The following is a 26,817-nucleotide window of genomic DNA, read 5'->3' as shown; positions in this document are numbered from 1 at the left end:
CGTTGCCGCAGCAGAACCACCCGAAGAAACTGCCGCATCGCAGCGGCAGAAGGAGATGCACCGTGGCGTCAACCCCGATCGACACCGGACTCGAGACCCGGTCGATCACCGCACCCGAGACCATCCTCGAGATGCGCTCGATCACCAAGGAGTTCCCTGGTGTGAAGGCGCTGTCCGACGTCTCGCTCAGCGTCCGAGCCGGCGAGATCCACGCGATCTGCGGCGAGAACGGCGCCGGCAAGTCGACCCTGATGAAGGTCCTCTCCGGCGTCTACCCCTACGGCACCTACGAGGGCGAGATCGTCTTCGAGGGCGAAGAGGTCCGCTTCAAGGACATCAAGCAGTCCGAGCAGTCCGGCATCGTCATCATCCACCAGGAGCTCGCGCTCATCCCGGAGCTGTCGATCACCGAGAACCTGTTCCTCGGCAACGAGCCCGGCAAGTTCGGCGTCATCGACTGGACCTCGGCCCAGCTCCGCGCCCAGGACCTGCTCGCCCGCGTCGGCCTGAGCGACGACCCGGACACGCAGATCAAGAGCATGGGCGTCGGCAAGCAGCAGCTCGTCGAGATCGCGAAGGCCCTGCACAAGGACGTCAAGCTCCTCATCCTCGACGAGCCGACCGCGGCGCTCAACGAGAACGACTCGCAGCACCTCCTCGACCTCATCGTCGGCCTGAAGGCCAAGGGCATCTCGAGCATCATCATCAGCCACAAGCTGAACGAGATCGAGCAGATCGCCGACGAGATCACGATCATCCGCGACGGCAAGACCATCGAGACGCTGAACGTCAAGGGCGACGGCGTCAACGAGGACCGCATCATCCGCGGCATGGTCGGCCGGTCGCTCGAGTCCCGGTTCCCGGACCGCACCCCGAAGATCGGCGAGACCTTCTTCGAGGTCCGCGACTGGACCGTCCAGCACCCGCTCGACGCGTCGCGCCTGGTCTGCAAGGGCTCGAACTTCCACGTGAAGCGCGGCGAGATCGTCGGCTTCGCGGGCCTGATGGGCGCCGGACGCACCGAGCTGGCGATGAGCCTGTTCGGTCGGTCCTACGGCACCTGGCTCGGCGGCCAGATCTTCAAGGACGGCCACGAGATCAAGGTCACGAACGTCCAGCAGGCGATCGACAACGGCATGGGCTACGTCTCCGAGGACCGCAAGGCGCTCGGACTCAACCTGCTCGACTCGGTGAAGCGGTCCACGGTGTCCGCCGACCTGCAGAAGATCTCGAAGGCCGGCGTCGTCGACTCCCTCGAGGAGTACGACGTCGCCGAGAAGTACCGGAAGCTGCTCCGCACGAAGGTGCCGACGGTGGAGGAGAACGTCGGGAAGCTCTCCGGCGGGAACCAGCAGAAGGTCGTCCTGTCGAAGTGGATGTTCACCGACCCGGACATCCTGATCCTCGACGAACCGACCCGCGGCATCGACGTGGGCGCCAAGTTCGAGATCTACGGCATCATCCAGCAGCTCGCAGCACAGGGGAAGGGCATCATCCTCATCTCCTCCGAGCTCCCCGAACTCCTCGGCCTCTCCGACCGGATCTACACGATCTTCGAGGGCCAGATCACGGCTGACGTCCCCGCGGACCAGGCCGATCCAGAAACGCTCATGCGCAGCATGACCTCCGCGCGGAAGGGCGCTCCCGTCTCATGAAGAACCTGAAACTGCTCTTCGGCAAGGGCAACTCCATCGGCCAGTACGGCATGATCATCGCGTTGATCGCGATCCTGATCATCTTCTCGATCGCCACGAACGGGCTCATCCTCGAGCCCACGAACATCATCAACGTGTTCCTGCAGTACTCCTACATCCTCATCCTCGCGCTGGGGATGGTGATGGTGATCATCGCCGGCCACATCGACCTGTCGGTCGGATCGGTCGCAGCGTTCACGGGCATCATCGTGGCGCAGTCGATGTCGCAGTGGAACTTCCCGGCCTGGCTCGCGATCGTCCTCGGCCTCGCCGTGGGTGCCGCGGTCGGCGCCTGGCAGGGCTTCTGGGTGGCGTTCGTGAAGGTCCCGGCGTTCATCGTGACGCTCGCCGGTCAGCTCATCTTCCGCGGTGCCAACCAGATCATCGGCAACTCGACGTCCGTCCCGACGCCGGACGACTACAACACCATCGGCAACGGGTTCCTGGGCGACTTCGGTCCGGACTTCGGGTTCTCGAACGGCACGCTCATCCTCGGGCTCGTCACCTGCCTCGTGCTGATCTTCATGGAGGCCCGTGGTCGCCAGCGTCGCAAGAAGATGCAGGCCGAAGTGGTCCCGCTCTGGGTCTCGATCGTCCGGACCGGTGTCCTCGTGGTCGTCACCCTCGTCGCCACCTACCTGTTCGCCGCCGGCCCCGCCGGCACGTCGATCCCGATCGTCGCGATCATCCTCGGCGTCCTGACGATCGTCTACGGCTTCATCACCAAGAACACGATCTTCGGCCGCCAGGTCTACGCCGTCGGTGGCAACGCGAACGCCGCGATCCTCTCCGGTGTCAGCGCCCGCAAGGTCAACTTCTTCGTCATGATGAACATGTCGGTCCTCGCCGCGGTCGCCGGCATGGTGTTCGTCGGCTACTCCGGCGCCTCGGGCCCCGCGGACGGCACCGGCTGGGAGCTCGACGCGATCGCCGCCGTGTTCGTCGGTGGTGCCGCGGTCGCGGGTGGCATCGGCACCATCTCCGGCTCCATCATCGGTGGCCTCGTGATGGCCCTGCTCTCCAACGGTCTCTCGCTGGTCGGCCTCGAGTCGAACCGCGTCCAGATCATCCGCGGTCTGGTCCTGCTGGTGGCCGTCGCCTTCGACGTCTACTCGAAGTCGCAGGGTCGTCCATCGTTGATCGGCGGCATGATGCGGCAGTTCCAGCGGAAGGACACGGAACAGAACACCGTGTCCGCGCAGCAGCCGCAGTCCATCCAGGACCAGCCGGAGAAGGTCAACACCCAGTAAAGACGTCGCGGTCGGTCGTCCCCGACGGCCGACCGCACGAACCCCTCACCACAGCAACTCCCCTCAACGAAGAGAAAGCAATCACATGCGCAAGAAGATCGTCGCCGGCCTCAGCCTGGCGCTCATCGCGGGCCTCGCCCTCAGCGGCTGCTCGGCTCGCGGCAGCGACTCGGGTTCCGGCTCCGGCATCAAGAAGGGCGACCTCATCGGTGTCGCCCTGCCGGCCAAGACCTCGCAGAACTGGGTGCTCGCGGGCGCCGCGTTCAAGAAGTCGATCGAGGACGCCGGCTTCAAGGCCGACATCCAGTACGCGAACGCCGGCAACCCGGTTCCGGACCAGCAGGGCCAGATCCAGTCGATGGTGACCAAGGGCGCGAAGGCGATCATCGTCGGTGCGGCCGACGGCTCGCAGCTCGGCACGCAGGTCACCGCGGCGAAGAAGTCCGGCGCGACCGTCATCGCCTGGGACCGCAACATCCTGAACACGAAGAACGTCGACTACTACGTCGCGTTCAACAACTTCAAGGTCGGCCAGCTGCAGGCTCAGGCCCTCCTCGACGGCATGAAAGCCAAGAAGTCGAGCGGCCCGTACAACATCGAGCTGTTCTCCGGTTCGCCCGATGACGCCAACGCGAAGGTCTTCTTCAACGGCGCCATGGACGTGCTGCAGCCGAAGATCGACGACGGCACGCTCAAGGTCGTCTCGGGCCGCACGAGCTTCTCGGACACGAACACACAGGGCTGGCTCGCGCAGAACGCCCAGTCGCGCATGACCGACATCCTGACGAAGTCGTACACGAACACCGAGCTGGACGGCGTCCTGTCGCCGAACGACACGCTCGCCCGTGCGATCCTCACCGCGACGAAGGCGGCCGGCAAGCCGAACCCCATCGTCACCGGTCAGGACTCCGAGACCGCGTCGATCCCGCTCATCATGAACGGCACGCAGTACTCGACGATCTACAAGAACACGACGGAAGAGGCCCAGGCGGCCATCGACCTGGTGTCCGACCTCGCTGACGGCAAGACGCCGAAGACGACCAAGGACAAGAACAACGACAACGGCGTGAAGGTGGTCCCGGCGGTCGAGCTGACCCCGATCCTCGTCACGAAGGAGAACGCGGTCGAGGCCTACAAGGGCAACGACACCCTCGAGGCGCTCGCCAAGAAGGGCTGATCTCCCCCGCTCCACGAACGGCCCCGTCTCGCTCTGCGAGGCGGGGCCGTTCCGCGTCCGCCGCTGCGGACGCGCGCCGGGTTGCGGACGCGCGCCGGGTTGCGGACGCGCGCCGGGTTGCGGACGCGCGTTCGGGGCGGTGAGGGCGAGCGGCTGCCGGCCTGGAGGCGCGGTGCGGGCCCGCACCGCGCCTCCAGGCCGCCTGCCGTCGCCTCCGGCGCGAAAGCGACAGTCGCACCCGACGCACCGCGGACGTGACCGGCGGAGCGACAGATGGACGCGCGATGTTCGCGGCCATCTGTCGCTTTCGTGAACGGGCGACCGGTCCCGCGGCTACGGCTGGGCGGCGCGCATGCGGCGGACCGCCTCGCAGAGGGACGGCACGTCCACCCGGGCGGTCCCGAACACCACGGCGGGCGTCGTGTCGAAGTACCGGCGGGTCAGGCGCTCCCCGAGGAGCGACACCCGCGACCACGGGATCCCCGGCTCGGTCGAGGTGACCGCGTTCGGGAGCATGCGGACCGCCTCCCCGATCTCGACGAGCCGCATCCGGACCGCGTCGTAGACCAGGTCCTCGGGGAGCGCGCCGTCGTCGACGTACCGCGCGATGACCCCGCACGCCTGCAGCACGTCGTCGAGACGGTCCCCGACGTCGCGGCTCACAGCGGGACCGCGTCGTGCACCGCGTCGACGCCCATCCCCGCGGCGTCGACCACGTCCACGCGCACGCCCAGGAGCTGTTCCGCGGCGTCCTGGATCCGCATGAGCGCGAAGATGCCGAGCCCCGGGTCGAGGTCCACCATGAGGTCGACGTCGCTCGACGGGCCGTCCTCGCCGCGGGCGACGCTGCCGAACAGTCGGGGGTTGCGCCCGCCGTGACGGTGCACGATCCCCGTGAGCTCCTGCCGGACCGCGGCGACGCGCTCCCGGAGCGGCGGCGGGTCCTCGACGGGACGCAGGTCGATCGCCGTCGTGAAGCCCGCGGCCAGCAGCAGGCGCTGCAGGGCGGCGAGGGATGGTTCGCGACGGCCGTTCTCGTAGGTGCTGATGACGCTCTGGGTGACACCGGCACGGACGGCGAGCTGCACCTGGGTCAGCTCGGCGCGGAGTCGGGCGTCCCGGATGAGCGCGGCAGCCGACACCAGCGTCGCGGGCCGTGGGAGAACTGCGGACATGCCGCCACGATACACAGAATGCGACATTTCGCAGTGCACATTGCGGAGTTCAAGCCGCGACGCGCCGGAGATGGCGGAACGCGATATCGCGCAGTGCGATGGCGTCGGTTGTCGCGGAACGGGCTAGTCCCGCTGGGAGACGTCCGTCCGCAGGAAGTTCTGCGCCGAGCGCGACGCCGTCGGGCCGCGCTGCCCCTGGTACCGCGACTGGTACTCGGCCGAACCGTAGGGCTTCTCCGCCGGGCTCGACAGCTGGAAGAAGCAGAGCTGCCCGATCTTCATCCCCGGCCAGAGCTTGATCGGCAGCGTCGCGACGTTCGACAGCTCGAGCGTCACGTGGCCCGAGAAGCCCGGGTCGATGAAGCCTGCGGTCGAGTGCGTCAGGAGTCCGAGGCGCCCGAGCGAGCTCTTGCCCTCGAGACGCGCGGCGATGTCGTCCGGCAGGGTCACGACCTCGTACGTGGAGCCGAGGACGAACTCCCCCGGGTGCAGCACGAAGGCCTCGTCCGGGTCGGTCTCCACCAGGCGGGTGAGGTCGGGCTGGTCCACCGCCGGGTCGATGTGCGGGTACTTGTGGTTGTCGAACAGCCGGAAGAACTTGTCGAGCCGGACGTCGATGCTCGACGGCTGGACGAGCGAGGCGTCGTACGGGTCGAGCCCGATCCGGCCCTCGGCGAGCTGGGCGGAGATGTCGCGGTCGGAGAGCAGCACGCGCAGCAGCCTAGCGGCACGGCCCCCGTTCACCAGCGGCACGGCCCCCGTTCACCGATGTGGAGTCTGGCGGCCCCGCGCCGTCCCCGGTAGGCTGTGAGGCTGCCCAGCGTCGGGCAGCGTGACACCGCCGGGAGGCTCCGACATGACCACGTACACCGTGCACGAGCTCGACGTCCCCCGGACGATGGCGGACGACCCGGCGAAGGTGCAGGCGTTCCGGGAGTGGGTGGCCGTGCAGAACGCGGCAGAGGTGCACGTCACCGGGTTGCCGGAGATCCTCTGGACCCCCGAGGAACAGCTCCCGTACCTGCTCGATCCCGAGGCGCCGAGTCGTCTCTTCGCGGTGCGTGACGCCGACGGGACCGCCGTGGCCGCCGGCTCCTACGACACGAAAGCCGCGCCGGACACGCCGAACTGCTGGATCGCCGTGGCCGTCGCGCCCGGGCACCAGCGACGCGGCGTCGGCACGCTGCTCGCCGACCACCTCGAGGGGATCGCACGCGCCGAGGGTCGCACGCAGTGGAAGACGTACTCCGTCTCGCGGCAGGTCGGCTCCGCATCCGGGCCCGGGTACGTGGTCCCGCCGACCGGCTACGGGGCTGTGCCGTCGGACGAGGCCGGGGTGTGCTTCCTCACCGGCCGCGGCTGGCGCTTCGGGCAAGTGAACCGGATCAGCCGCCTCGGACTACCGGCCGACCACTCCGTCGTGCGTGAGCTCCGAGACCGGGCAGCGGTCGCCGCCGTGCCCGACTACCGGGTGCACGCCTGGGCCGGTCCGACGCCGGAGCGGTGGCTCGACGGTGTCGCGCTGCTCGAGACGAGGATGAGCACCGATGCACCCGAGGGTGACATGGAGGAGCCGGAGGACGTGTGGACGCGCGATCGTCTGCGGGAGCACGAGGCACAGCTCGCGCGATCGCCGCGCACCATGGTCACGGTCGCCATCGAGCACCTCCCGAGCACCACCTTGGCTGGTTTCACGCAACTGGCAGTGCCGCACAACAGCGATCAGCCGGTGATGCAGGGGGACACGCTCGTCCTGCGCGAGCACCGCGGGCACCGCCTCGGCTGGCTGCTCAAGGTCGCCGGGATCGAGCGCGTCGAGCAGGACTTCCCCGGCCGGCCGTCGATCATCACCTTCAACGCCGAGGAGAACCGCCCGATGCTCGACGTCAACGAGGCGGTCGGCTTCGTCGGCGTCGGCTGCGAGGGGATCTGGGAGCGACGCGTCTGACGACGCGACCCGACGCAGTGGACGCACCCTGTGGCGGGCCGCAGCCGGTCTGCGCGACGCACGCCGCGCCTCCAGAATGGACGCCTACGATTGGACGGTCATGACCGTCACCCCCACAGCAACCCAGCCTGGAGGCGCGGCACCGGAATCCACGCCCGTCACCGCGCGCACGTCCACCGTCGCGACGGTCCTCGTCATCGCGATCCCGCTCGCGGTCGCCTGCTCGATCCTCGGGATGACGCTCACCGGCGCGTTCACCGCGAACCAGCAGCTGGTCTCCGCCGGCGACCTCGTCGAGTACGGCCTGCCCGTCGCCCGCGTCGTGCACGACACGATGGCTGCCCTCACCATCGGCTTGCTCGTCGTCGCAGCGTTCGCGCTCCCCGCGCAGAAGAAGGACCACGGCGCGATGTCGAGCGTCCAGCACCGAGCCTCGCGGTGGGCGGCGGCGACCGGCGCGGTGTGGTTCCTCGCCGCGGTCGTCAGCATCGTCTTCACCGGGGCGAACACCCTCGGCGTCCCGCTCACCAGCCCGGTGTTCGCGCGGAACTTCATGCTGTTCGCGTTCCAGGTCGAGATCGGCCAGGCGCTCGTCGTCTCGGCCGCCGCCATCCTCATCGCCACCGTCGTCGCCGCGTTCGCCACCCGGGTGACGACCCTCGCCGTGGCCACCGTCGCCGGCCTCTTCGCGCTGCTCCCCCTCGCGCTGTCCGGTCACGCGGCCGGCTCGCTCGAGCACGCCAACGCGGTGAACTCGCTCGCCGTGCACCTCGTCGCGGTCTGCGTCTGGGCGGGCGGGCTCGTCGCCGTGCTGATCCTGCGCACCCGGATGAAGGGGGCCACCGGGCGGGTCGTCTCGCGGTACTCGACGCTCGCCGGCTGGGCGTTCGCGGCGGTCGCGTTCTCCGGCATCGTCAACGCATCGCTCCGGCTGACCGGGCCGCTCGACCTCTTCACGACGACGTACGGGTGGCTCATCACGGTCAAGGCGGCCATCCTCGTGCTGCTCGGGCTCGCCGGTGTGGTCCAGCGCCGTCGACTCGTGCCCGGGCTCCTCCGCGCCCCGCTCGACCGGAAGCTGTTCGTCCGGTTCGCCCTCGCCGAGATCGTGTTCATGGCGATCGCGATCGGGGTCTCCGTCGCCGTGAGTCGCTCGCAGCCGCCGATCCCGCAGACGCCCGAGACCGGCGAGGACACCCGTTCCGGCCTCATCGGCTTCCCGTACCCGCCGGCGCAGACCGTGCACACGTACCTGACCCAGTGGCACATCGACTGGGTGTGGCTCGCCCTGGCCGTGGTCGGTGCCGGCTGGTACCTGCTCGCCGTCCGCAAGCTGCGGAAGCGCGGGGACAAGTGGCCCGTCGGCCGCACCATCGCCTGGCTGCTCGGCTGTGCCCTGTTCATCTGGACGACCTCGGCCGGGCCCGCGGTCTACGGCATGATCCACTTCTCGTCGCACATGCTCCAGCACATGCTGCTCATGATGTTCGTGCCGCTGCCGCTCGTGCTCGGGGGGCCGGTGCTGCTCGCGCTGCGGACCCTGCCCGTCCGGAACGACGGCTCGCGGGGTGCCCGTGAGTGGCTCATGCTCTTCACGCACTCGCGGTACATGCAGTTCCTCGCGAAGCCGGCCGTCGCCGGGGTCATCTTCGCCGGGTCCCTCGTGGTGTTCTACTTCACGCCCGCGTACCAGTACGCGATGCAGTCGCACGAGTGGCACGTCGCGATGGTCGTGCACTTCGTGTTCAGCGGGTACCTCTTCTTCTGGGTGTTCATCGGCGTCGACCCGGGGCCGCAGCGTCCCGCGTACCCGATCCTCATCATCGCGCTGCTCGCGACCCTGGCCTTCCACGCGTTCTTCGGCGTCGCGGTGATGACCTCGCAGTCGGTCTTCGCGCTCGACTGGTTCCACGCGCTGGGGCAGACGAACGACGCCGCGCTCCTCGACGACCAGCACACCGGGGGCGGGATCGCCTGGGGTGCCTCGGAGCTGCCGATGGTGTTCGTCGCCCTGCTCGTGGTGCGGAACTGGGTGAAGTCGGACACGCGGGACGCGAAGCGCCTCGACCGGAAGGCCGAGCGCGACGGCGACGCGGACCTCAAGGCGTACAACGAGCGTCTCGCGGCGATGAACGACCGCGACTGACGCCGCGCGGCGTCGCCGGCGTCGGCGGCGTCGGCGGCGGGTCGTGCCGGACGCAGAACCGCGCACCGTGCGAGGTCGCACGGTGCGCGGTTCGTGGTCGTCAGCGCCCGGGGTGGATCACTCCGCCGGGGTGCGAGCGGCCCGACGCCGCCGGACCACGAGCAGGACCAGCCCTGCGAGGAGCAGGACCCCCGCGAGCCCGAGGCCGGCGCCGATCGCCACCGGGGACCCGGTGAACGCGAGCTCACCGGAAGCGGCGGGCGGCGTGGTCGCAGCAGCGGCCGGGTCGATCGACGCGCCCGGGACCGGCTCGACCGAGGGGTCGTCCGACGGGTCTGCGACCGCGGCGGCCTCGACGACGATCCGCAGCGTGGTGGACGACGCCGCGAACGACGCGTCCCCGCTGTAGGCCACCGTCACGGTGTTCGTCCCGACCGGCAGCGTGTCGGTCTCGCAGCTGGTCTCCGGCAACGTCACCGTGCAGAGGACGGTGCCGTCCGCCGTGGTGAACGTCACGGAGCCCGTCGCCCCCGCCGGCAGACCGGAAGCGCTGAGGCGGACCTTCGTGCCGACGACCGCGTGGGACGTGTCGGTGCTGCCGACGAGGGCGGTGGGCTGCGCCGTGACGACGAGGTCGAAGGGCGTGCCCTCGGCCGGCTCGTAGTTGGCGTCGCCGTTGTAGCGGGCGTGGACGCGGTACTTCCCGCCGGCGAGGTCCGAGGGGACCGCGCACGTGGTGTCGGGGAGCGTCGCGGTGCACAGGACGGTGCCGTCCTCGGTGACGTAGTCGATGGTTCCGGTGGCGTCCTCGGGGACGTTCGGGGTGTCGAGCGTCGTGGTCTCACCGTGGGTGACGGTCACCGTGGTGCCCGTGCCGCCGTCCGAGGGGTCGGACGGGCCGGTCGGGTCGGACGGGTTGCCGGGGTCGCCCGGGGTGGTCGGGTCGGACGGGTTGCCCGGCGTCGACGGGCCGCTGCCCGGGGAGAGCGTCGTCGTGGCCTTGCGCACGGTGAGCTCCACGTCCACCGAGGTCGCCGCCGCGTGCAGTGCGTCGCCCGAGTAGACCGCGGTGACGGTGTGCTTGCCGGCGGTGAGGCCGGTCACGTCGCAGCTCGTGGCGGGGAGCGTCGCGGTGCAGAGGAGCACCTCGCCCTCGTGGAACGTGACGGTGCCCGTCGGCGCGGGGACGGTGCCGTCCTGCGCCTCGAGTCCGTCGACGCCGAGGGTCACCGGCTTGCCGTACGGCGCGACCTCCGGGGCCGAGGTCAGCGTGATCGCGGTCGGGACCTTCGTCACGACGAGGACGCCCGAACCGTCGGCCTCGGCGTGGTCGGTGTTGCCGTGGTAGGTCGCGGTGATCGCGGTCGTGCCGACCACGGACGTCGGCACGGTGCAGCTCGCGACGCCGTCGGTGGTCTTCGCCGAGCAGAGCTCCTCGCCGGTGTCGGCACGGGCGAACGTCACGGAGCCGGTCGGGACCGTCGCCCCGGAGGTCTCGGCGGACGAGACCTCGGCGCGAAGCGTCGCGGTGTTGCCCACGGTGACGGTGACGTCGGGCACGGCGACCGTGGTCTCCTGAGCGGCGACCGCGACGTCGTGGGTGATCGTGATCGCCTCGGCGTCGGTGGAGGCCACGACGGTCGAGACGGTCGCGGTGCGGGCGGCGCCGGACACCGTGTACGGGATGCTCAGCGTCGGCAGGACGGTGCCCGGAGCGCGATCGGCCGCAGCCTGGTCGCACGCGACGACCTGCCCGGACGCGGAACACGTCCAGCCGGTGCCGGAGGCGTCGGCGACGGACGGCGTGACACCGGCCGGGAACGTCGTGGTCGTGCGGACGAGCTGCGACTCCGAGCCGCCGTCGGCGGCGACGGTCGGGCTGACCGTGTACGAACCCGAGCCGGCGTGCGCGACGTTCGTCGTGCCTCCAGGCTGGGCGGTCAGCACCGGCACCGGACCGGCGGCCGTCGTCGTCCGGAGGTAGTTGACCTCGTGCACGTCGTTCTGTCCGCCGGTCCCGGCGACCCATCCGTAGGTGAGCTTGTAGGGGTAGCCGGTGGCCGGGTCGATCCACGACGGGTCGATGTTCGCCGCGTTCGAGGCGGCGAGCTTCGGGAGCGTGCCCGTGACGACCTGCTGGCTGCCGCCGATGGAGGTGAAGACGACCGCGTACTGCCCGGCCGGGACCGTGACGGACGTGTTCTGCTGGGCCGTCAGGACGGACGACGTCGGGTTGATCACGATCTCGACGGGCACCTTGGCCTGCGCGCGGTCGGTGACCCCGGTCTTGTCGAGCGAGCCGTTGACCGAGGTCTTCGACAGCACGCAGTACCCGGTCGAACCGTCGCCGGGACCGCGCACCGTCACGGCGTTCGCGAACAGGGTGCCGTTGGTGCTCTGGTCGCCGGAGCAGCCGTTGCCACCGAACTGCCGGTTCGCGAAGTTGCCGAAGCGGTCCAGGCCGATGCCGAGGTAGGCGTGCGACAGACCCTGCGCGGTGTTCGCCGTGCTGGCGCTGTAGCCCATCGAGCCGCCGAGGTACCCGATCTTCTCCGGGACGGTCGGGTTGTACGGGTCGGTCGCGGCGAGGTAGAAGACGATGCCGTCCGCGCCGTCGCCGTTGTACTGGTAGCTGTTGAAGGTGGCGTCGATGCCCTTGGTGATCGGGACCGACTGCTTCGCGCCGACACCGCCGGACTGGTTGTTGACGTTCGACGTCAGGCGGAGCGCACCGCCCTCGACCGCGTCGGCCGTGTCACTGCAGGTCGGGATCGAACCGGCGTTCGTCGCCCCGTCCGCCGGGAGCGCGGTGAGGCACGCGACGTTGCCGGACGCTGCCGTGGTCGACGGCAGGATGTACCCGTCGCCGGCGTCCGCGCCGGTGAACCCCTCGTTGACGAAGGTGGTCTGTGCCGGCGGTGCGGCGACGGCCGCGGTGGTCCCGGCGCCGACGAGCGCGAGCCCGGCCAGTCCGGCGACGGCGAAGCCGGCGAGGATGCTGCGAGCGCGCGCGACGGCACGCTTCTGGGATTGTGTACGCACTGGAGCCCTGTTCAGTGAGAAGAGCGGTGCCGACGAGGAGCGTGCGCGCCCGGCTCGTCGGCTCGGGTCTTCACACCGTAGGGGTGCTCCGAGTACTCACGGGTCTCGAACCGGGCGATCGCACCACAACTGGGGACACGCCCGGGCAATCCGCCGCAGGAGAGCGCGCCGACGACCCCGGGGCGAGCCCCAGAACGGGGGAAGTCCTCAGTCGCCGTGCACGATGCAGACGGCGTCGAGGTCCATCGCTGCCTCGAGCGCGGCGGTGATCCCGGACTCGCCGTCGGCACCCGCCGGGGTCACCGTGTCCACCCACCACAGCGGCGTCCCGAGGGTCGGGGCGTCGGGCAGGATGCGTTGGACCTCGTCGAGGGAGTCGACCCGGCGCACCCCGAGCACGGTGATGACGGGGTGCGTGGCGTCACGGCAGACCTGCACCATCGGGCCGTCGTCGAGGGCCCGCACGCCCCACGACTCGTCGTGCAGGAGCAGGGCCTCGGCGACGTCGCGCGTCTCGACCGGCGCGCGGCAGAGCAGGGTCACGTCACGGGGCACCCTGGCCACCCATCACGGGCGAGTCCGAGCCGGAGCGGCCGACACCGCCGGTGCCCGCGCTGCTGCCGGTGCCGCCGACGTGCCCGTCGAGTGCGCCCTCGTCGTGCGCGGGGTCGAGCGGTGCGCCGCCGACGAGCTGCAGGAAGCGGTCCTCGTCGATGCGGTCGAGGAAGGACTCGAGCGCTTCCCACCCGTCGTCGAACCGCACGACGAGTCCGCCGCCGCCGAACGTCGAGGTCGTGGTGCGCGGGGGCGGCCAGACGCCGTCGCGGTCGAGGAACTCCGCCGCCTCGGGCCCGACGACGACGGCGAGCGGCGCGGGCTCGCCGTGCGACACGGCGCGGACCAGGTGGTCGGCGTCGCCCCGGCGCTGCATCACGACGCCGAAGACGGGTTCCACGTCCTCGGCGACACGGTGGACGGCGTCGAGGAGCTTCGACGCGAGCGCCGGGTCGGTGCCGTCCTCGGGGATGGTGAGCACCGCGGACATCGTCTCGACGACGACCCCGTCCAGCAGGTGCGCGGTCATGGTGGCGGAGAAGCCCTCGCCGACGGCGTACGAGGTCGACACCGCGGGCGCCTCGTGCTTCGCGTACTGCGTCACGACCCAGCGGTCCCACGGTGCGGTGAGCGGCTCGGCGGTCCCCCACCGGGTGGGGCAGGTGCCGACGGTCTCGCACAGCGCCTCGATCGCGGAGCCGATGTCGATCGCGCGTCCGGAGTGGTGCCGCAGGGTGAGGTCGATGCTGATCTGGCGGACGGAGTCGACCGCGACCGGGTGCGCCGGCGACGGCGTGCCGAGCAGTTCCGGACCCTGCTGGACGAAGTCCTCGACACCCGAGGCGGCGACGCCGGTCCGCCCGTCCCGCAGCGTGCCGTCGGGGTCGGTCACAGCCCAGGCCGCGCCGTGTGCGCCGAGTGCGTGTCGGAGCGCGGGGGTGACCGCGGCGTCGCGGCCGGTACGGAGCACGACCATGCGGCCGGACTCGGAGGCCCGTCGGAGCAGGGAGGCGAACGCGTCGGTCAACCAGACCACCGGCGAGGCGGAATCGACCACGATGGCGGGGCCGACCACGTCGTCGATGAGGGGATGCCTGACCATCCGGGTCCTCCTCGGTTCGGGGTCGCTCGATCCACCTGGACGGTACACACGGGGACGACACCTGTCCGTCAGGCGGGCGGGCTCACAGCGGGTACTCGGCTCCGGCAGGTGGTCGGCTCGGCCACGGCCTGGAGGCGCGGATCGCCTCCGTCGGACGGCTCGCGTCGGGCGCACGGTCGGCGCTCGGTCGGGCGCTGCTCACGACCCTGCAGAGAATCCGCTAGGCTTGCGTCGTCCCGCTGAGCGGGCGCGCGAGTGTAGTTCAATGGTAGAACTCCAGCTTCCCAAGCTGGTAGCGCGGGTTCGATTCCCGTCACTCGCTCCGATGCACGAAGGGCCGCCCGATCGGGCGGCCCTTCGTCGTTCGAGTTCGTCCTGCCTCTCGTCGTTCGAGTTCGTCCTGCCTCAGCTCCGGGGTGCGACCGGCTGTCGTGCGCCGAGCAGTCGCTCCGTCCAGTCGGCCAGCGCTGCCGTCGCGCGCTTCGAGATGACCGCGTGCGGCTGCATGCTGGTGAAGCCGTGGAACGCCCCCGGCCAGACGTGCAGTTCCGCGTCGACCCCCGCGGCCCAGAGTCCGCTGGCGAACGCGACGGTCTCGTCACGGAAGACCTCGGCGCTGCCGCAGTCGATGTACGTGCGCGGGAGATGTGACAGGTCCGTGGCGCGCGCCGGAGCGGCGTACTCCGAGACGTCCTCGGTGCCGCGGCGTGCTCCGAGGAGGGCGTCCCAGCCGAACCGCGTCATCTGCCGGTCGGCGACGCCGACCCCGTCGATCTGCTTCGTGGACACGGTGGCGTCGCGGTCGTCGAGCATCGGCGACACCAGCACCTGCGCCGCGATCGTCGGGCCGCCCCGGTCACGGGCGAGGAGGGCGGTGCCCGCTGCGAGCCCTCCGCCCGCGCTCTGCCCGGCGAGCACGATGCGCTCGGGGTCGATGCCGAGCTCTGCCGCGTGCGCGGCGACCCAGACGAGGCCGGCGTAGCAGTCCTCCACGGGGTAGGGGTCCGGGTACTCGGGTGCGAGGCGGTAGTCGACGCTGATGAGGACGACGTCGTGGTCGAGGAGCCAGTCGTCGTAGGAGTCGAGGTTGCCGAGGTGGTGGCCGAACACCATGCCGCCGCCGTGGATCGTGTAGACGCCGGTCGTCGGGCCGGTGCGTCCGATCCGCTGGATGACCGCCAGGTCGATGGGTTCGCCGAGGTACCCGGGCACGCGGACGCTCCGCCGTTCCCAGCCGCGCGACCGGAGACGCTCGTCGAGTTCGTCCTCGGTCACGTCGAGGCGGCGCATGCGGGCGATCGACTCCGGCGTGAGCGTGAAGGGGCCTCGTGCTCCGAGCGCGGTGAGGAAGACGGCGAGTTCGGGGTCGAAGGGCGGGCGGACGATCGTGTCAGGCATCGGTGGGCTCCAGGTCGGTGGTGGTGGGGGTGGTTGCCGCGGTCGCCGGGATCGACGGGTCGGGTGCCGCGCGGCGAGCGGTGACGAGGCCGATGCCGACGAGGACGGCTGCGACTCCGGTGATGACGGCCCCGGCGATCGAGGTGGCACCGTCGAACGCGTCGATCCGGGCCGGCGTCCACGGGGTGGACGTGATGCTGCCGGCGACGAGGGCCGCGAGGATCGTGCCGGTGGCCGCGATGCCGACCGCCGTCGCGATCTCGCTGGCGGTGTCGACCAGGGCCGCGCCGATCGACGTGCGGTCCTCGGGCAGGCCTTTGAGGACGTTGTTGCCGGCGACGACTCCGACGACGCGCATCCCGGCGGCGACGAGGACCAGGGCGACGAGGACGAACGGGTACCCGAGGCGGGCGGTGGCGGCGAACACGGCGAGGCCGGCGACGACCGCCGCAGCGCTCGTCCACGCGGCACGGTCGAGGCCGACACGGCGGACGAACGGGCCGACGAAGCGCCCGCTGGCGAGCAGGACGACCACCTGTGGGAGCGTGCCGACCGCGGCGAGCGCCGGCGGCCATCCCCAGGCGAACTGCAGCTGCAGCGTGACGAGGTACGAGAGCCCGGCCATGGCGAGTCCCGCGGCGGCCTTGTACGCGAGCCCACTGGCGACGAGCGGCTGTGCGACGAGGCGGAGGTCGAGCAACGGGTGGCGAGCGGTGCGCTCCCGCACGACGAAGAGGATCCCGACGACGACGGTGACGATCGCGGCTCCCCAGCCGAGGGAGCGCGCGCCACCGTCGACGAGCAGCGTCGGCGTGACCAGGACGCCGACGACGGTCGCCGTCCCGAGGACGGCTCCGACGACGTCCACGGGGTCACGGTGCAGGTCGTCCGGCTGGTCGACCGCGATCCCGGCCCGGATGCCGATGAACGCGACCGCGGCGATGGGTGCGTTCGCGATGAGGAGCACCTGCCACGGGGCCACCGCCAGGACGAAGCCGCCGATGGTCGGTCCCGCGGCGAGGCCGACGAGCCCGGCGGTGGAGATGACCGTGAGCGCTCGGACCCGCAGCTCGTCGCTCGAGAACAGGCGGAACGCCAGGGCCATCGACCCGGGTGTCGTCATCGCGGCGGCGACGCCCATGAGCGCGCGGATCACGATGAGCTCGTCCACGGAGGTGACGAACGCCGTCAGGATACTCACGACCGCGAGGAGCGTCAGGCCCACGAGCATCACGCGGCGGCGACCCACCCGGTCGGCGACGGCTCCGAAGAGGAGCATCAGGCCGCCGAACGCCACCGAGTAGGCGCCGGAGACCCACTGCAGCGCGGTGGTGGACGCGGCGAGGTCACGGCCGACGGTGGGGAGCGCGACGTTCAGGACCGAGTTGTCGAGCATCTCGAAGAGGAACACCGCGGACAGGCCGGCGAGCGCCACCCACGAGTCGCGCAGACGAACGGGCTGCGATGGGACGGGGTCGGATCGTACGGGCTTGGACGGTACGGGCTTGGACGGTACGGGCTTGGACGGTACGGGCACGGAGGCACTCCTTCGATGAAGAAGTGACGACTCCTGTGAGACGTGTACGCGGTACCGGCTGCCGGAGCAACGCGGTGTTTTTCCCTCTACCTCCGACCTTAGCGCACGCTCGCTCCAATACCATCGTGCCGTGGAGTCCAAGCCGGCATCGGTCCTCAAGGCCATCAGAGCCGAGATCATCGCCGGCACGCTCGCTCGCGGCTCCCGTCTGAAGGAGGACGCGCTCGCCGAGCGGTTCGGCGTCTCCCGGGTCCCCGTGCGGGAAGCACTGCGACAGCTGGAGACCGAGGGCTTCGTCGTCTCCGAGAAGTTCAAGGGCGTCCGCGTCGCTGACTCGTCGACCGAGGTCGTCATCGAGCTCATGCAGATCCGCCGCGGGCTCGAGGTCCTCGCTGCCGAACTCGCCGCACGGCGTGCGGGTGGCGAGTGCGCCGACCTGCTCCGCGCCGTCGGGCACGAGGAGCGCTCCGACCAGGAGGTCGAGGCCGCGCAGTCTCCCCGGTTCGCCTTCCACGGGCTCGTGGCCCGCGCGTCGGGCAACGCGCGACTGGAGACGATGATCGAGCACCTCATCCACCAGACGGCCTGGGCCTTCGAGCGGGTCACGCGCGAAGAGGTGGCGTCGAGCAGCGGTGACCACACGGCCGTCGCGGCGGCGATCCTGCGCGGCGCGTCCGTGCAGGCGGGGCTGCTGATGGACGAGCACCTCCGGCGCGACGAAGCGATCTACCGCGCGCTGAACGCGTAGAACGTATACGAAGCAAGAACGTTGCACGTCTGAAACCAGCCCGAAACAGCCTTTCGTATACAAAAGAGTGACCGCACGGTGCACCCACCTCACTCTTCCCCTGCTGGAGTTACGAATGTCTGCTGTAACCCGCTCCACCGCACCAACCCGAACCGCCGCCGCCGAGACCTCCGGTGGGGGTGTCGGCTCCGCCCTCGACTCGATCGGCTTCACCCGAGCGCAGTTCTGGGTCCTCATGCTCATCCTCGCCGGGGAGTTCTTCGACACGCTCGAACAGAACTCCGTCGGCGCCATGGCCACGAACATCAAGGCCTCCCTCGCCATCGGCGACGTGCAGCTCTCGACGATCAACACCGCCACCGTCATCGGCGGGCTCGTCGGACGCTTCCTGGCCGGCTGGCTCGCGGACAAGTACGGCCGGCGGTTCTCGCTCGGCCTCAACCTGCTCGTCTACACGCTCGGCGGTCTGCTCAGCGCCGTGTCGTTCAACTTCGACATGCTGCTCGTCAGCCGCTTCATCGTCGGCGTCGGCGTCGGCGGCGAGTTCATGATCGGCATCGCGATGCTGTCCGAGATGGTCGCGACGAAGTACCGCGGCGGCCTCATCGCCACCATCAACGTCGGTGCCGGCGGCATCGGCAACTTCCTCTCCTACGGCCTGTTCCTGCTGCTGCTCGGCCCGCTCGCCGTGCCGCTCGGCGGCGACGACCACGTCTGGCGCTGGAGCTTCGTGCTCCTCGCGCTGCCAGCACTCTTCGTCGTCCTGTACCGGCGCAAGCTGCCGGAGACGCCGCGCTGGTTGCTCTCCAAGGGCCGTGTCGACGAGGCGAACCGCTCGCTGGCGGTCCTCGCGTCGAACACGCTCACGCCGCCGGCGGACGCCGTTCCCCCGGTGCGGCTCACCCCGGCCGACCTGCCGCCCGTCGCACTGCACTCGTCGCCCGCCGCGGTGTTCCACAAGCTCGTGCTGCGCCGGACGATCGCGATCGGGGTCGCCTCGTGGATGGCGTTCGGCGTGCAGGTCACCCTGAACTTCCTCATGCCGACCCTGCTCGTCGAGCGCGGCTACTCCGTCTCGCAGAGCCTGCTGTACACGATGATCATGAACATCGGGTCGCTCCTCGGCTGCACGGCCGCTGCCCTGCTGGCCAACCGGATCGGACGTCGTCCGCTGGTCGCCGCCGCCGGAGTCCTCGGCTGCCTCACGGCCCTGGCGTTCGCGGTCTTCGGCGACGACACCGCCGCCATCCTGGTGCTCGGCGCCCTGTTCCAGTTCTTCACGATGCTGACGAACACCACGCTCGCGGCGTGGACGGCCGAGGTCTACCCGACCGCGATCCGCGCCTCGGGGGCATCGATCGTGAACGGCATCGGCAACATCGCCGGCGCGGTCATGCCGTTCGCCGCGATCGCCCTGTACGGCTCGTGGGCCTTCGCCGGTGTCTTCGGACTCGCCGCCGTGATGTACGCGGTCCTCGTGGTCGCGTCCCGCTTCGCCCCGGAGACCCGCGGGCGTTCCCTCGAGGACGTCAACGAGAACGTCCTCACGACCCGCAACGCCTGACCCACCACCGGCGGGCCGGCGCGACCTCGCAGCCGCCCGGCCCGCCACCCCACGAAACGGAGAACACCATGGACACCCTGAACATCTCGGCGACCGCGAACGGCCTCAACTACCTGCCCGAGTACGTCGCCGCACAGGGCGGCCTCTTCGCCGAGCGCGGCCTGGCCGTCACCGCGACGGCGTGCGATCCGTGGACCGGCGTCCTCGACGACATCGACTCCGGGGCGGCCGATCTCGCGCTCGGCGGCCTCTGGGTCCCTGCGATGTACGCCGGGACGGCACGGCAGCTCACCGTCGTCGGGCAGCTCAACCACGCGTTCCCGATGACGATCGTCGCCCGCGACGAGTCCAGCCCGATCACGCTCGACTGGCTGGCCGGCAAGGTCGTCCTCGCCCCCGGGGCCGGCGGCAGCGCTCCGTACGAGTTCACCGCCGGGCTCCTCCGCGAGGCCGGGGCCGACCCGGCGGACACCCGGTTCGTCCGTGACCTGTCCACCGCGATGCTCATCGAGCTCTACCGGGGCGGCCTCGGTGACGCGATCATCCTGGACCTCGTCTCGGCCGAGGAGCTCGTCGCGGCCGGCGACGGCACGATCGTCTTCCGCCACCTCGACGCCGGCGGTGTGATGCCGAACAGCGTCTACTACACGCGGACCGACCGGATCGACGAGCTCGGCGACCGCGTCGACCGGTTCATGGACGGCATCGCGGCGGCCATGGCGAAGATCACCGCCGGCGACGCCGACGCCGAGATCGCCGCCGTCCTCGCCGCACGGTGGCCGGACAAGGACGCCGCCCTGCTGCGTCGCGCGGCGGACGAGATGGCCGCGGGAGGCGTCTGGGACTCCGCCGTGGTCGACCGCGACGCGTCCGACCGCTGGATGCGGATCCTGTTCGACGGCGGCCTCACCACGCACACGCCGTCGCTCGACGAGCTCCTCGGTGCCCCGAGCGCCGTCGCCACCTCGTGACGCTCGTCCTCGGCGCCGACGACATCGCGGAGGTCATCGGCGCCGTCGACGTCGTCGGAGCGGTGGAGGCGATCCACGCCGACCTCGGCGCCGGGGCCGCGCAGCAGCCCGCCCCCGTCGCCCTGACCGGTGCCGACGACGCGCTCTTCCTGCCGATGGCCGTCCGGTCGGACCGGCTCGGGCTCGTCGCCGTGAAGCTGATGGCCGACATCCCCGACAACGGCGCACGAGGGCTCCCGTCCCAACGCTCCACGATCCTGGTGTCGTCATCGGTGACGGGCGAGTGCGTGGCCGTCCTCGACGGCATGGCGGTCACCCGGGCGCGGACCGCGGCCACGTCCGTCGTCGCGACGAAGCACCTGGCGCGCAGCGACGGCGAGGTCCTCGGGCTGCTCGGCGCGGGGAACCTCGCCGTCGAGCACGTCCGCGCGTTCGAGGCCGCGCGCCCGTTCGACCGGATCGTGGTCTGGTCGCGCTCGCCGGAGACGGTCACGCGGTTCCTCGAGGGGATCGGTCCGGAGCTCGCAGCACGCTGCGTCGTCGCACCGGCCCCCCGCCGTGTCGTCGAGGAGTCCGACGTCCTCTGCACGCTCACCCCGTCGATCGAGCCGGTCGTCCGCGGCGCCTGGCTGCACGACGGCCAGCACGTCAACGCGGTCGGCGCCCGGCCCCGCCCGACGCACCGTGAACTCGACGGTGCGGCGATGGCCCGGGGGACGGTGTTCGTCGACAGCCGGGCGACGGCGTGGACGAAGTCCGGCGACCTGCTCGAAGCGGTCGTGGAACGCGCGCTGCCGCAGGACATCGAGCCCGCGGAGCTCGGCGAGGTCATCGCCGGCCGGGCTCCGGGCCGGACGCACGACGACGAGGTGACGGTGTTCGACTCGGTCGGGCTCGGGGCGCAGGACCTGGCGGTCGCGGCGCGGGTGATCGAACTCGTGCAGGAGCGCGGGATCGGGACCCCGGTGACGATGGGGCGGTCGAGCCCACGACGATGACGCCGACGTTCGACGTGGTCCCAGGCTGACCCGCAAGGGTGCTCCTCATGCACCGTGCGGTCCCCCTCGTCATCGCTGCCACCACCGCGGTCTTCGTCATCGCCGGCTGCTCGACCGGCCCGACCACCCGTGGCCCGGCGTCGGCCAGCACCACGGCCGCACCGACGGCGTCCCCGACGCCGACCGCCACGCTCGACACCTCGGGCATCGACCGGGCGCTCGCCGCGCTCGAGACCGAGTACGACGCCACCGTCGGGGTCGTCGCCACCGACACCGCGACGGGCGAGTCCGTGGCGTACAACGGCGACCGCCGGTTCGGGTACGCGTCGACCATCAAGGCGTTCGCGGCCGCACAGTTCCTGCGGTCGGTGCAGGGCTCCGACCGTGACGAAGTCGTGCACTGGACCGCGGCGGACGTCGCGGCGGCGGGCCACTCCCCCGTCACCGAGCAGCGCGTCGCCGACGGCCTGTCGTACGCCGCGCTCGCCGAGGCCGCGGTCCGGCAGAGCGACAACACCGCGCTGAACCTCGTCCTCACCCGCATCGGCGGCCCGAACGCGCTCGACTCGGCGCTGCACGACCTCGGCGACGACGTGACGCAGGTCGTCCACGACGAGCCGGACCTCAACACGATCGAGCCGGGCAGCACCGAGGACACCACCACCCCAGCGGCCCTCGCAGCCGACCTGGCGACGCTGTTCGACGGGACGACGCTGGACGCCGCCGACAGGGCGCAGCTGCTCGACTGGATGGGTGGCAACGCCACGGGGGACACGCTCGTCCGCGCCGGCGCACCGACGGGCTGGACCGTCGCCGACAAGTCCGGCGGCGCGGGCGGGATCCGGAACGACATCGCGCTCGTCACCCGACCCGGCGGCGCCCCGATCGTGATCGCCGTCCTCACGGCGAAGAACGACCCCGCCGCCGCGTACGACGACACCCTCGTGGCGAAGACCGCTTCGACGGTGCTCGGCGCGTTCGCACGCTGAACTACGATCTGGGCATGCCCGCCAGCAGCACGGACACCGCCCGGCACGTCGTCATCGGGGGCGGGGTCGTCGGCGCCGCCACCGCGTACGCCCTCACGCGCCGCGGCGAGCGCGTCCTGCTCGTCGAACAGCACCCGCGCGGCCACGACCACGGCTCCTCGCACGGTGCGACTCGGATCTTCCGGCAGGGCTACGCCGATGCGGAGTACGTCGGGTTGACGACACGCGCGCTCGAGCTGTGGGAAGCGCTCGAGGCCGCGAGCGACCGGCTGCTCATCGACCGCACCGGCGCCGTCGACCACGGGCGCGCCGAGGTCGTCGACGCCATCGCTGCAGCGCTCGCCGCCGCGGACATCCCGCACGAGACCCTCACCCCCGACGAGGCCGCCGCCCGCTGGCCCGGCATCGCCTTCGAGGGGCACGTCCTCACCCACGCGACCGCCGGGCGGATCCGGTCGGCCGAGGCGATCGAGGTCTTCCTCACCCTCGCCGGGGCGACCGGCCTCGCCGAGCTCCGGTTCGACACCCGGGTGACCGGGATCGACGACCACGGCGACGAGGTCACCGTGACGCTCGCCGGCCCGGGCGGCGCCACCCCGGACGGAGCCAGCCCGGGCGGCGCCACCTCGGACGGCGCTGCCCCGGACCGCGCCACCCCGGGCGGCGACCCCGAGGCCGTCCGGACCCGGTCCCTGGTCGCCGCGGTGGGCTCGTGGGCCCCCACCCTGGTGGGCGACGTGCTCGCGGAACGCGGGGCGCGCCTCCCGGCCATCCGCGTCACCCAGGAGCAGCCCGCCCACTTCCCCAGCCACCTGCCGGACGAGGCCTGGCCGAGCTTCGTGCACTGGGCCGACGGCGACGACGTGTACGGCCTGCTCACGCCGGGCGAGGGCGTGAAGGTCGGGTTCCACGGGACCGGGCCGGTCGTCGACCCGGACCACCGCGACCGCACGCCCGTGCCCGCGGAGGCAGCTCGGCTGCAGGCCTACGTCGCACGCTTCGTGCCGGGAGTCGACGCGTCGGCGCCGACGTTCATCAGCTGCCTGTACGACAACTCCCCGGACGAGGACTTCGTCATGGACCGCCGTGGGCCGGTCACGGTCGCGACGGGGTTCTCGGGGCACGGCTTCAAGTTCGCGCCGCTGCTCGGGGAGATGCTGGCGGACCTCGCCACGGGTGGGGCGCCGCACCCGCGCTTCGCGCTGCCCGCCGCGTTCCCGCAGGAGGTCCCACCGTGCACGTCGTGATCGCTCCCGACTCGTTCAAGGGAACCGCGACCGCCGCGGCCGTCGCCGCCGCGATCGGCCAGGGCTGGCTGGTCGAACGGCCCGACGACGACGTGGTGCTCGCGCCGATGGCGGACGGCGGCGAAGGGACCCTCGACGCGTTCGCGACCGCGTTCCCGGACGCCGTCCGCGTGCCCGTCACCGTGACCGGTCCCGCCGGCACGCCCGTCGACACGTGGTGGCTGCAGCTGCCCGACGGCCGTGCCGTGGTCGAGCTCGCCGCCACGAGCGGCCTCCCGCTCCTGCCCTCGCTCATGCCCGACGCGGCGACGTCGCGCGGGTTCGGTGAGGCCATCGCGGCCGCGCTCGACGCCGGGGCGACCGGGCTCGTGCTCGGCATCGGCGGCAGCGCCTCGACGGACGGCGGCGCCTCGGTCCTCGACGTCATCGGATCCCGACCGCTCCCGCCCGGCGGCGTGGTCGTGCTCACCGACGTCACCTCGCCGCTGCTCGGACCGACCGGGGCCGCGGCGGTGTTCGGCCCGCAGAAGGGCATCACGCCCGATCGAGTGGCGTCGTTCGACGAACGTCTGGCAGCGTTCGCAGGGCGGTTCCCCCACGTCGACCCGACGACCCCGGGTGCCGGTGCCGCCGGCGGTGTCGGTTTCGGCCTGCTGGTCTGGGGTGCGACGCTCGCGCGCGGTGCCGACGGCGTCGCGGAGGTGCTCGGGCTGCCGGGGCTGCTGGCCGGTGCCGACGTGGTGATCACCGGCGAGGGGCGGTACGACGGGCAGAGCGCCGTCGGCAAGGTGCCGTCCGTGGTGCAGGCCCTGACCGCGCTGCACGCACCCGGTGCCCGACCGATGCTCGTCGCGGGGGCGATCGACGCGCCGCTCGACGACTACGCCGCGGCCGCGTCGCTCACCGTGCTCGCGACGCAGACCACCGGCGAGCCGGACGACGCGCTGGCCGATCCGCTGCGCTTCGCGACGATCGCGGGGCAGCGGTTGGCGCGCATGGCCTGATCAGCCCGCCGCCCACCCGCGCTCTGCCGTCATCGCTGCGATGCCGTTCGCGATCTCGACCGCGTGGGCTCGGCCGCCGTCGTCCGCTCGAACGTCACCCAGTGCGGTCGCGAACGCCGCTGCCACGCCGCCTCGGATGCGGTCGATGGTCGCTGTGGCAGTCGCCTCGTCGATCCGGAGGAGTCGTGCGCACCGGACGAGCTCCGCCGTTCCGATGCGGTTCATCCGCCGTTGACCACCGATGTTCACGGCGGACTCGACGGGCTGTGCGCCTGAGTACAGGACGTTCGAGCCGAGGTCGTACAGCGGGGCGAGCCGTGTCCGTCGGCCAGGGTGGAGCAACGAGTAGTTCTTCGCGTGCGCGTCGGTGTTGACCGAGGCGATCGAGAACACGAGTCCTTCGAACAGCTGCTCGGTGGCGTCGCGGACGACCGAGGGCGCCAGCGAGAGCAGGACCCGGGCGAAATCGGCCACTCCCGGACCGCCATCTGCCTGGTACTTCCGCGTCGGATCGACCGAGAGTGCCTGTGCGAAGTCCTCCTGGTGGACGCGATGGAGCCGACCGCCCTCATCTCGCACGCGGTCGTAGCGATGGCTGACGAAGACGTGGTGGCCGCGCTGTGTCCGCATCACGTCGTGGTCGGCGACGTTCAGCCCCAGGTACCGGGCTGCCCGCATCGTGAGGAACTCGTTCACGTCGTGGCGAGAGTCCGCCCCGGCGGGCTTCAGGATGTAGGTCGTCGGCGTGGCGTCCCGAGGGAGCCCCCACCGGCCGGTGTCATCGTCGCGGTAGAGGGCCACCTTCGGCTGCGCACCGGCGAGCGACCACCGGATGTCGTCCCGTCGTCGCTGCCACGCACCCGCATCGGCGACGATGCCGTCGATGAGCTCCTCGAAGTCGTCGTCGGAGAGGTACTCGATGTCGCCGATCTGCTGTTCCGCATCGCTGGCTGGCTCCTCCGGCGGCAGGAGCTGCAGCGCACCCGCGGTGTCCTCGCCGACGTGGCGGAGCAACGCGAACGGGTTGCGCGCTGAGGTGTGGTGGTTCCGAGCGATCGCTTCGAGGGTCTCGTTGTTGTCGGGCAGCAGCCCCTGCAGGAACGGCGCGACGATGCGGTGCTTGTAGACGGCTCCCGCGACGATCGGCATCGCGACGGACAGTGGCGTGGACGCTGGAGAGTAGTCGTCGTCGTAGCGGAAGGTGAGCTGTCCCCCGCGCGACTGTTCCACGACGCCGATCCGATGGCCGTCGATGTACGCGATGAGCTCGCTCATCGAACGTCGGCCCCGTCGTCGTCATCCGCCAGGGCGAGCGTGAGTCCGAGGGTCTCGACGACCGCGAAGACCTTCTGCAGCGAAGGGTTCGGCAGCCGGCCGTTCTCGAGCTGCACGAGCCACTGGCGCTGAACACCCGCGAGGTCAGCGATCGCGGCCTGTGTCTGGCCGCGCTTGAGCCTCGCCGTCTTGAGGGCAGCGCCGAGCTGCGCGAGCGAGTACACCGAGTTCGATGCCACGGATCCGTCCTCTCGTGGGATGTCCGATACAGCGTACATACGCAAAAGTCCGATCTGCAAGACTTCTCGGAATGTCCGATCGACCGGACCCGCTGCGCTTCGCGCTGATCGCGGGGCGGCGATCGTCGCTCATGGCGGCCCGAGTCCCCGCTCGCGACGGATCGATTCCTGCCGGAAGCGGTCGACGAAGTTCGCGATCGTGAGGTCGAGGAGCGCCCGCATCACCACGAGTGCTTGGGCGAAGACGCGCCGGAACGCCGAAGTACACGTCGCCGGGGCCGTCGCCGTCGAGGTGTGACGGAGATCACCCACCCGACGCCGTGGACTGAGCGACCGGCAAGCCGTCCGCGGTTCACTGGGGTCGGAACCACGGGAAGACCGGTCAACGCACGGCGGAGGGAACCACCGATGAAGCACATCCAGTACGACGGTTCGACGATCCTGACGAGCGACGACGTCGCCGACGCCGTGATCGAGTACGCCGCAGCCCTGTCCGGCGGTGACCGCGCGGACACCGTCGCCGTGCCCTCCGTGGCCGAGGACGGCACGATGACCACGACGAAGATCCTGATCGGCCCGTCGAGCGAGATGGTCCTCGAGGACACCGAAGAGGACGACCTCGAGGTGGAGCAGGCGGAGTTCGTGGCACGGCTCCGCGCAGCGGCCGAGACCTTCGGGCACGCCGAGCCGATCCACGCCGACACCCGCTCCGACCTGACGGGCACGTCGGAACAGGCCTGAGCGGCACCCGTCCGACA

The 26,817-nt window shown here is 71.0% G+C and carries 24 protein-coding genes and 1 tRNA gene; 14 read left to right on the top strand and 11 right to left on the bottom strand.

The annotated features are described in order from the left end of the window. Positions 1-131: 131 nt before the first annotated feature. From mmsA to EDF64_RS10650, 3 genes are all read left to right on the top strand, one after another. Complete coding sequence (gene mmsA, locus EDF64_RS10660; protein WP_208108887.1) at positions 132-1,655, top strand: multiple monosaccharide ABC transporter ATP-binding protein; 1,524 nt, start codon at positions 132-134, stop codon at positions 1,653-1,655. Next, positions 1,652-2,944: a multiple monosaccharide ABC transporter permease gene (gene mmsB / locus EDF64_RS10655; protein ID WP_133519961.1), complete on the top strand. Its 1,293-nt coding sequence runs from the start codon at positions 1,652-1,654 to the stop codon at positions 2,942-2,944. Before mmsA ends, mmsB begins: the two co-directional genes overlap by 4 nt. Before the next feature lie 85 nt (positions 2,945-3,029). Further along, positions 3,030-4,121 carry a substrate-binding domain-containing protein gene (locus tag EDF64_RS10650; RefSeq protein ID WP_133519960.1) on the top strand — a complete coding sequence of 364 codons (1,092 nt, stop codon included), beginning with the start codon at positions 3,030-3,032 and terminating at the stop codon, positions 4,119-4,121. A gap of 333 nt (positions 4,122-4,454) precedes the next feature. Here EDF64_RS10650 and EDF64_RS10645 read toward each other — a convergent pair whose 3' ends face one another. The 3 genes from EDF64_RS10645 to dcd all read right to left on the bottom strand — a co-directional run bounded on the left by EDF64_RS10645 (position 4,455) and on the right by dcd (position 6,007). Further along, positions 4,455-4,784, bottom strand: coding sequence for a HepT-like ribonuclease domain-containing protein (locus tag EDF64_RS10645; RefSeq protein ID WP_133519959.1), 330 nt, complete (start codon positions 4,782-4,784; stop codon positions 4,455-4,457). Continuing rightward, positions 4,781-5,296: a helix-turn-helix domain-containing protein gene (locus tag EDF64_RS10640; protein WP_133519958.1), complete on the bottom strand. Its 516-nt coding sequence runs from the start codon at positions 5,294-5,296 to the stop codon at positions 4,781-4,783. Before EDF64_RS10640 ends, EDF64_RS10645 begins: the two co-directional genes overlap by 4 nt. 123 nt (positions 5,297-5,419) lie before the next feature. After that, a complete protein-coding gene (dcd, locus tag EDF64_RS10635) occupies positions 5,420-6,007 on the bottom strand; it encodes a dCTP deaminase (RefSeq protein WP_133519957.1) in 588 nt (195 codons plus the stop codon). 145 nt (positions 6,008-6,152) lie between these two features. On the opposite strand from dcd, the gene EDF64_RS10630 reads away from it, so the two are divergent. Then, positions 6,153-7,244, top strand: coding sequence for a GNAT family N-acetyltransferase (locus tag EDF64_RS10630; RefSeq protein WP_133519956.1), 1,092 nt, complete (start codon positions 6,153-6,155; stop codon positions 7,242-7,244). Between the two features lie 100 nt (positions 7,245-7,344). Further along, positions 7,345-9,390, top strand: a complete 2,046-nt coding sequence (locus tag EDF64_RS10625) for a cytochrome c oxidase assembly protein (protein WP_133519955.1) — start codon at positions 7,345-7,347, stop codon at positions 9,388-9,390. A gap of 117 nt (positions 9,391-9,507) precedes the next feature. Here the strand turns inward: EDF64_RS10625 and EDF64_RS10620 are convergent, their stop codons facing one another. The 3 genes from EDF64_RS10620 to EDF64_RS10610 form a co-directional block, all read right to left on the bottom strand. Further along, positions 9,508-12,432 (bottom strand): Ig-like domain repeat protein, encoded by a 2,925-nt coding sequence (locus tag EDF64_RS10620; RefSeq protein ID WP_133519954.1) that lies wholly within the window; start codon positions 12,430-12,432, stop codon positions 9,508-9,510. Between the two features lie 207 nt (positions 12,433-12,639). Further along, entirely contained in the window at positions 12,640-12,987 is a 348-nt protein-coding gene (locus EDF64_RS10615) for a hypothetical protein (RefSeq protein ID WP_166645689.1), read from the bottom strand. Beyond that, entirely contained in the window at positions 12,977-14,089 is a 1,113-nt protein-coding gene (locus EDF64_RS10610) for a DUF6177 family protein (RefSeq protein ID WP_133519952.1), read from the bottom strand. The genes EDF64_RS10615 and EDF64_RS10610 overlap by 11 nt, the downstream gene beginning before the upstream one ends. Positions 14,090-14,340: 251 nt before the next feature. On the opposite strand from EDF64_RS10610, the gene EDF64_RS10605 reads away from it, so the two are divergent. Next, positions 14,341-14,411: transfer RNA gene (locus EDF64_RS10605), tRNA-Gly, on the top strand. A gap of 83 nt (positions 14,412-14,494) precedes the next feature. Here EDF64_RS10605 and EDF64_RS10600 read toward each other — a convergent pair. Beyond that, entirely contained in the window at positions 14,495-15,487 is a 993-nt protein-coding gene (locus EDF64_RS10600) for an alpha/beta hydrolase fold domain-containing protein (RefSeq protein WP_133519951.1), read from the bottom strand. Then, positions 15,480-17,024, bottom strand: a complete 1,545-nt coding sequence (locus tag EDF64_RS10595; RefSeq protein WP_347813184.1) for an MFS transporter — start codon at positions 17,022-17,024, stop codon at positions 15,480-15,482. The genes EDF64_RS10600 and EDF64_RS10595 overlap by 8 nt, the downstream gene beginning before the upstream one ends. 130 nt (positions 17,025-17,154) lie before the next feature. Between EDF64_RS10595 and EDF64_RS10590 the strand changes: the two genes are divergently transcribed. From EDF64_RS10590 to EDF64_RS10560, 7 genes are all read left to right on the top strand, one after another. Beyond that, the gene (locus EDF64_RS10590; protein ID WP_133519949.1) at positions 17,155-17,772 is read left to right on the top strand and encodes a GntR family transcriptional regulator; all 618 of its coding nucleotides are present in this window, start codon (positions 17,155-17,157) and stop codon (positions 17,770-17,772) included. A 115-nt stretch (positions 17,773-17,887) separates the two neighbouring features. Then, a complete protein-coding gene (locus tag EDF64_RS10585) occupies positions 17,888-19,336 on the top strand; it encodes an MFS transporter (protein ID WP_243736338.1) in 1,449 nt (482 codons plus the stop codon). Positions 19,337-19,404: 68 nt separating this feature from the next. Beyond that, positions 19,405-20,307 (top strand): ABC transporter substrate-binding protein, encoded by a 903-nt coding sequence (locus EDF64_RS10580; protein WP_133519948.1) that lies wholly within the window; start codon positions 19,405-19,407, stop codon positions 20,305-20,307. Further along, positions 20,304-21,305, top strand: coding sequence for an ornithine cyclodeaminase family protein (locus EDF64_RS10575; RefSeq protein WP_133519947.1), 1,002 nt, complete (start codon positions 20,304-20,306; stop codon positions 21,303-21,305). Before EDF64_RS10580 ends, EDF64_RS10575 begins: the two co-directional genes overlap by 4 nt. Before the next feature lie 47 nt (positions 21,306-21,352). After that, positions 21,353-22,294, top strand: a complete 942-nt coding sequence (gene bla / locus EDF64_RS10570; protein ID WP_133519946.1) for a class A beta-lactamase — start codon at positions 21,353-21,355, stop codon at positions 22,292-22,294. Between the two features lie 14 nt (positions 22,295-22,308). Continuing rightward, a complete protein-coding gene (locus EDF64_RS10565) occupies positions 22,309-23,541 on the top strand; it encodes an FAD-dependent oxidoreductase (RefSeq protein WP_243736337.1) in 1,233 nt (410 codons plus the stop codon). Continuing rightward, positions 23,529-24,545 (top strand): glycerate kinase family protein, encoded by a 1,017-nt coding sequence (locus EDF64_RS10560; protein WP_133519944.1) that lies wholly within the window; start codon positions 23,529-23,531, stop codon positions 24,543-24,545. Before EDF64_RS10565 ends, EDF64_RS10560 begins: the two co-directional genes overlap by 13 nt. Here EDF64_RS10560 and EDF64_RS10555 read toward each other — a convergent pair whose 3' ends face one another. From EDF64_RS10555 to EDF64_RS10545, 3 genes are all read right to left on the bottom strand, one after another. After that, complete coding sequence (locus EDF64_RS10555; RefSeq protein ID WP_133519943.1) at positions 24,546-25,820, bottom strand: HipA domain-containing protein; 1,275 nt, start codon at positions 25,818-25,820, stop codon at positions 24,546-24,548. After that, positions 25,817-26,059: a helix-turn-helix transcriptional regulator gene (locus EDF64_RS10550; RefSeq protein ID WP_166645688.1), complete on the bottom strand. Its 243-nt coding sequence runs from the start codon at positions 26,057-26,059 to the stop codon at positions 25,817-25,819. Before EDF64_RS10550 ends, EDF64_RS10555 begins: the two co-directional genes overlap by 4 nt. 129 nt (positions 26,060-26,188) lie before the next feature. Then, a complete protein-coding gene (locus EDF64_RS10545; RefSeq protein ID WP_133519941.1) occupies positions 26,189-26,371 on the bottom strand; it encodes a hypothetical protein in 183 nt (60 codons plus the stop codon). Positions 26,372-26,467: 96 nt separating this feature from the next. On the opposite strand from EDF64_RS10545, the gene EDF64_RS10540 reads away from it, so the two are divergent. Further along, positions 26,468-26,800, top strand: coding sequence for a hypothetical protein (locus tag EDF64_RS10540; protein WP_133519940.1), 333 nt, complete (start codon positions 26,468-26,470; stop codon positions 26,798-26,800). Positions 26,801-26,817 lie beyond the last annotated feature (17 nt).

Source organism: Curtobacterium flaccumfaciens (assembly GCF_004361695.1).
Lineage (GTDB): Bacteria > Actinomycetota > Actinomycetes > Actinomycetales > Microbacteriaceae > Curtobacterium > Curtobacterium flaccumfaciens_B.
The sequence above is the reverse complement of the archived record's forward strand: the minus strand, read 5'-3'. Positions and strand labels throughout refer to the sequence as shown.

Bases quoted from the DNA above. Each gene is read 5' to 3' on its own strand.
- mmsA (WP_208108887.1), top strand. From the start codon at position 132: ATGCGCTCGATCACCAAGGAGTTCCCTGGTGTGAAGGCGCTGTCCGAC.
- mmsB (WP_133519961.1), top strand. From the start codon at position 1,652: ATGAAGAACCTGAAACTGCTCTTCGGCAAGGGCAACTCCATCGGCCAG.
- EDF64_RS10650 (WP_133519960.1), top strand. From the start codon at position 3,030: ATGCGCAAGAAGATCGTCGCCGGCCTCAGCCTGGCGCTCATCGCGGGC.
- EDF64_RS10640 (WP_133519958.1), bottom strand. From the start codon at position 5,296: ATGTCCGCAGTTCTCCCACGGCCCGCGACGCTGGTGTCGGCTGCCGCG.
- EDF64_RS10630 (WP_133519956.1), top strand. From the start codon at position 6,153: ATGACCACGTACACCGTGCACGAGCTCGACGTCCCCCGGACGATGGCG.
- EDF64_RS10625 (WP_133519955.1), top strand. From the start codon at position 7,345: ATGACCGTCACCCCCACAGCAACCCAGCCTGGAGGCGCGGCACCGGAA.
- EDF64_RS10610 (WP_133519952.1), bottom strand. From the start codon at position 14,089: ATGGTCAGGCATCCCCTCATCGACGACGTGGTCGGCCCCGCCATCGTG.
- EDF64_RS10600 (WP_133519951.1), bottom strand. From the start codon at position 15,487: ATGCCTGACACGATCGTCCGCCCGCCCTTCGACCCCGAACTCGCCGTC.
- EDF64_RS10585 (WP_243736338.1), top strand. From the start codon at position 17,888: ATGTCTGCTGTAACCCGCTCCACCGCACCAACCCGAACCGCCGCCGCC.
- EDF64_RS10580 (WP_133519948.1), top strand. From the start codon at position 19,405: ATGGACACCCTGAACATCTCGGCGACCGCGAACGGCCTCAACTACCTG.
- bla (WP_133519946.1), top strand. From the start codon at position 21,353: ATGCACCGTGCGGTCCCCCTCGTCATCGCTGCCACCACCGCGGTCTTC.
- EDF64_RS10565 (WP_243736337.1), top strand. From the start codon at position 22,309: ATGCCCGCCAGCAGCACGGACACCGCCCGGCACGTCGTCATCGGGGGC.
- EDF64_RS10555 (WP_133519943.1), bottom strand. From the start codon at position 25,820: ATGAGCGAGCTCATCGCGTACATCGACGGCCATCGGATCGGCGTCGTG.
- EDF64_RS10540 (WP_133519940.1), top strand. From the start codon at position 26,468: ATGAAGCACATCCAGTACGACGGTTCGACGATCCTGACGAGCGACGAC.